The sequence below is a fragment of the Bradyrhizobium sp. P2_E8 genome, from assembly GCF_056403875.1.
Genome location: NZ_JBFUES010000607.1, coordinates 1 through 4,666, shown reverse-complemented (window position 1 = coordinate 4,666; position 4,666 = coordinate 1). Strand labels below are relative to the sequence as shown.

Annotated in this window: 6 protein-coding genes; 1 reads left to right on the top strand and 5 read right to left on the bottom strand. The window is 62.0% G+C overall.

What is annotated here, in order from left to right; all coding sequences use genetic code 11:
- Positions 1 to 301: 301 nt before the first annotated feature.
- Complete coding sequence (locus AC1D00_RS27745) at positions 302 to 1,351, top strand: IS110 family RNA-guided transposase (protein ID WP_354164920.1); 1,050 nt, start codon at positions 302 to 304, stop codon at positions 1,349 to 1,351.
- A 587-nt stretch (positions 1,352 to 1,938) separates the two neighbouring features.
- Here the strand turns inward: AC1D00_RS27745 and AC1D00_RS27740 are convergent.
- The 5 genes from AC1D00_RS27740 to AC1D00_RS27720 form a co-directional block, all read right to left on the bottom strand.
- Positions 1,939 to 2,820, bottom strand: coding sequence for a replication initiator protein A (locus AC1D00_RS27740; protein WP_477012845.1), 882 nt, complete (start codon positions 2,818 to 2,820; stop codon positions 1,939 to 1,941).
- A gap of 22 nt (positions 2,821 to 2,842) precedes the next feature.
- Positions 2,843 to 3,124 carry a helix-turn-helix transcriptional regulator gene (locus AC1D00_RS27735; protein ID WP_477012844.1) on the bottom strand — a complete coding sequence of 94 codons (282 nt, stop codon included), beginning with the start codon at positions 3,122 to 3,124 and terminating at the stop codon, positions 2,843 to 2,845.
- A gap of 133 nt (positions 3,125 to 3,257) precedes the next feature.
- Positions 3,258 to 3,668: a DUF2285 domain-containing protein gene (locus tag AC1D00_RS27730; protein WP_477012843.1), complete on the bottom strand. Its 411-nt coding sequence runs from the start codon at positions 3,666 to 3,668 to the stop codon at positions 3,258 to 3,260.
- 169 nt (positions 3,669 to 3,837) lie between these two features.
- On the bottom strand, positions 3,838 to 4,032 hold the full coding sequence (locus AC1D00_RS27725; protein ID WP_477012842.1) for a transcriptional regulator domain-containing protein: 195 nt from the start codon (positions 4,030 to 4,032) through the stop codon (positions 3,838 to 3,840).
- A 163-nt stretch (positions 4,033 to 4,195) separates the two neighbouring features.
- Positions 4,196 to 4,468, bottom strand: coding sequence for a DUF2285 domain-containing protein (locus AC1D00_RS27720; RefSeq protein WP_477012841.1), 273 nt, complete (start codon positions 4,466 to 4,468; stop codon positions 4,196 to 4,198).
- Positions 4,469 to 4,666: the final 198 nt, after the last annotated feature.

Genomic DNA, 4,666 nt, shown 5'->3' with positions numbered 1-4,666 from the left:
AATTCGGTGAGGTCGCTCATGCTGCCGCTCCCTGAAGCTGGGACCGGGAGCCGTAAGCTTTGCGGTCGGTGAAGTGAGTGCGCTGCTTCTGAAAGCAAGCAGGACCGACGGCCCGCCGTTGCCACTCGCACCCAATGCGGCTTGTGGTCTGGTCCGTTAGAAGAAATCCGAAGGATTTCTGGTTAGCCGGGGTACTGACCGGTGCCCCCTCGCCGGCCGTGCTGCTGCGAAAATGCTGCACAGCGATTCGCGAACGGAACGCGTGGTGCGGTCCGGCGGTCGGCGGTGGTGGAGGCGCATGATGGACTTCTATGCAGGGCTTGACGTGTCGCTGGAGGCGACCAACATTTGCGTGGTGGACGGCGACGGCAAGGTGGTCCGGGAGACGAAACTCGCGACCGATCCGGACGCGATCGAGCTGTTCCTGGCGGAATGGGGAATCCAGCTGAAGCGCGTCGGGCTGGAAGCGTTCTCGTACAGTGCCTGGCTGTTCACGGCGCTGTCCGACAAGGGCCTGCCCGTGATCTGCATCGAGACCCGGCACGCCAAGGCGGCGCTGAACGCGATGCTGAACAAGACCGACCGCAACGACGCCAGGGGCATTGCGCAGATGATGCGGACCGGCTGGTTCCGCGCGGTTCACGTCAAGTCGGAGAGCGCACAGACGTTGCGGGCGCTGCTGGTCGGGCGCAAGGCTTTGCTCGGCAAGGTGCTGGACATGGAGAACATGATCCGCGGCCTGTTGCGCCCGTTCGGCCTCAAGGTTGGCGAGATCTCGGTCGGCCGTTTTGAGGCGCGGGTGCGCGATCTCCTGGCCGGGAAGAAGGAATTGGAAGCGATCGTCGTGCCGCTGCTGGACGCCCGCAACGCCATGCGGCTGCAGTTGGCAAAACTGCACCGCCTGGTGCTGGCGGCCGCACGCGGTGACGAGGTGGTGCGGCGGATGATGACGGTGCCGGGCGTCGGCGCGCTGGTGGCGCTGACATTCCGCGCCACCGTCGACGATCCGTCGCGATTCAAAAAGTCGACCAATGTCGGCGCCCATTTCGGACTGACGCCGCGGCGCTATCAATCCGGCCAGACCGACCGGATCGGCAGCATCTCCAAATGCGGCGACGAGCTGACGCGGGCGATGCTGTACGAGGCTGCGATCGCAATCCTGACGCGCATTCCGAAGACCTTCAAGCTGCGGCTCTGGGGCCTGCGGCTGGCCAGGAAGAAGGGTCTGAAGCGCGCGGCAACCGCGGTGGCGCGGGCGCTCGCCGTGCTGCTGCACAAGATCTGGATCGATGGCACCACCTTCCGGTTTGGCGCCGGCGGCAAGCGCGGCCGGGTCGCTGCGGCGGTGTAAGGGCCTCCGCGACCCGGCCGCTTCCACGCGCGCCTTTTCCTTCCGCCACGGCGGAGCGGCGTCTCCCGAGGAGACGGGGATCTGGGTGAGATCGCAACTTTTCTTGCCGGCGGCTTCATGACGAGGTTTGAAGCCATCACGCACGGCGCTGGTTAGCCTGACCGCCCTTTCCTCAGATTCCGGCTTGTGGTGGCCATCGTGCCAACCACGGATGTTAGCGAGTTCTCCTCGACGAGCGAGTGGCTGCAAAAGGACGTGACGCGCACCTGGCAATGATGTCGACGCCAGCGATCGCGAAGATTTGCGCGCGATCGCGTTCGCGCGCGCAGACTGGAGATAACAATCGTATTGCAGCGAAGCTTTGCGCGTGACAGAGTCGAGGCCTGAGGCATCCTCGCTGCACGCGCCGCCGACTTGTTCACAACGTACTGATTCACAACTGGAAGTTAGTGTCAGTATGTTAGTAAAGTTAGGGGGGCTGGAAAGCGCAGAGAAACAAGCTCTTAAGCTCGATTTCGGTCCCCGATAGCACGAGGATTGGGTCCCCGATAGCACGAGGGCTGCGGTCCCCGATAGCACGAGCTGATTCACAGGTTGCCCTCCGAATTTGGAATGAAACCGCGCCGGCGCAGGCGTGCCGTTAAGGGCTCGACAAGCGTAGACGCGAAGTTCAGTCGCTCAATGCCGTTCGGATCGCGCGTGAGCACGAGCTGATAGCCCGGCAATGCCTGGCGCTGGACGATCTGACGTACGTCGTAAGCAAAGTGCTTGAGAGGCGAGAGGATGCCGGACTTGGCATGGAGGTGCACAAGATCAAAGCTCCAGCCGCCACCCTGACGCCCGCCGTGCTTGCGCACGAGCCGGTAGAGCCACCGCTCAAGTCCGCCCGTCAGCTCGAAATAGGCGCGGTCAATCGTCAGCACGAGCGCGTCATCGATCACGCCCGCGTAGAACCAATCAGGCAGAATCAGCTCGAGCCCAAATGGACGGCCATTTGCATCGGCCGTCTCCTTCCACTCGTTGATCCAGGAGAACCGATGGCGCCGTCGTTCTGCAGCCTGGCGAATCGACGTCAGCACGGTCGTTGACTGCAACCTGTCGAGACCCGCCTTAAGGCGATCGTAATCGCGTGCGCTGGTGCCGCGCCCGACGAACGTCAGAATCTCGTACGGAGTTGCAGCCATCAGGCGCGACGTCTTCAGGCCCGCGTCTCGGGCTTCGACGATCTGCGACGCGGCCCAGATCAGGACGTCTGCATCCCAGATGGTCGCCATCCCGTGTTCCGGCACGGCCTCGACGCGAATGGAGATCACGCCAGCGCGGAAATCAATCGGAACGACTCGCTTGGTCTTTGCGAGCGAAAAGAACGGATACGCCATCAGATCCTGCGCGTCGCGCGGAGCGAGATCGCCAGGTAGCGCCCGAAACAGTTCAAGTTGATCGCGTTCGGATGGGAGTTTGCGCCGCATCGCTACTGCCCTCATCTAGCGATCAGCGGCGTTCCTGGCCTGCATAAGGGCGCAGGTTCGGATGTTTCTTGGCCGGCAGTACGGTCCCCTTGCCGGGATCTGATGTCGATGTCTTGGCGCCGAGATCAGCCCAGGCCTTCAGATCGTCCAGCGCGTAGACGACGCGGCCACCGATCTTCCGGTAGGTCGGCCCCGTGCCGTAAGTGCGGTGCTTCTCGAGCGTACGACCGGATAGGCCAAGATACCGGGCGGCCTCCGGTGTGCGCAGGAAACGCGGGGGTAGGCCGGCCGTCGGATCGGGCATTTGAGAACTCCAGGATGACAGCGCGCCACGAACGGCGGCGCCGGCGTGTATGCGGTCATCATGGAGAAGCGCAGTGTCGGAGGGGGATGCCGAAAATTGAGGGGAAGGTTTTCGGCATCCCCAAGGAAGGGCGCTACTCGACCCTGCGCCTGGGCCGAAGCAGCTTGCGATAGCCGCCACGCACAAATGCGAGGCCGCTTTGTACAAGGCGACGGGTTCGGCTGCGCAGATCGTGTGTTTTCCAGCCACGATCCGATATGCGAGCCTTGCCAAACAGAGCTTCTGCGATGCTGCGATAAGTCGCGCCGGCGAGATGCGCGGCGACCGCGCGAAGGGCTGCGCACAGTCGTTCGCGCCGCTGTTTGGGCACGCGATGAAACGGAGGTCCTGGCGCGCGTCCATTCATCGCGCGCCACAGCCGCGTGGCGGCATGCGCGCGCGCCTGAAAATCGCGGTCAAACGGCAACTCGGCGGCATAGTGAGCGCCCTCAGTCAGCGGCTGTTTCGACCAGATGCGATGCTCCACCGAACCGATTTGCAGCACGGCATGCCAGCCGTCAGCGGCACGGCGCACCTGACCAAATGCAAGATCAAGCGGCGGCTGAGGCGTTGGGCTTTGACCAGGTGTTGAAGCGGTTACAGTGACCGGGACGACGGTCGGCAGAACCTCGGGCGCCCAAAAGATTGTCTGCTCGTGAAACGACTTCTGCGGGTCATGGGCGAAAGCAGAGCCCCCACCTCCTCCTGAATTCCTCGGTCACCCCGCCATCTGAGCTGCTAGCGATGATCGCATCGTAGTCACGCTGATAGTCCACGTTCATACGAAGGCTTACCCAGGCGATTTCAGTGATCTCAGCGTTCTCTAGGCTCTTAAACGAATCCGGCGACCGCCAGTCGAATTCAGGCATTGCTTCCGCCCCATTGCACGCAGCTAACAAGGATTGCGGGGCAATAGTTATGAACGAAGCGGTTGTAGGAAGCCCCTAGTTGGCACCACGTGGTGCACGAGAATGACCACCGCTTAGCGGAAGAAAATCATTCTGGCAGGAAGACCCTCGTCGGCGATTTTTTCTATTTTGAGCCGGCACCACGTAAGAGACGTCCCTGCTCGGTCACCCATTTGGCGCGCGCGAGATGACTCTGATATGCGCTCTGCGCACGTTCCGGCTCTCGCTCCGGATCGATATGTAAGACGATTCGAGCGACCTCACGCCAGTCCGCCCCCTCACCCTCCGCCTGCAGAAGGCGAATGTACGTGACGACATGCTGTTCGTCATACGGCGTTAGCTTCGAATCCGAGGGGGCAACGTCCGCAATGTCGGGATCGAGCGGCGGCTTCTTCATGGCTTCCATCCACTTACAACGATTCTAGACGCTTGGCCGCCAGAGTGATGAACACGTCTAAATTTAGCCGTATTCCGCCGACGGGGCCAGCACGTGAAGGTTGAATACATATTATAGGAGATAAACCTCATAGTATGTAAAGCCGCAACTTGCGCCGATGGACATGCGCAAGTTGGTCGGTCGGAATTTCGCAAGACT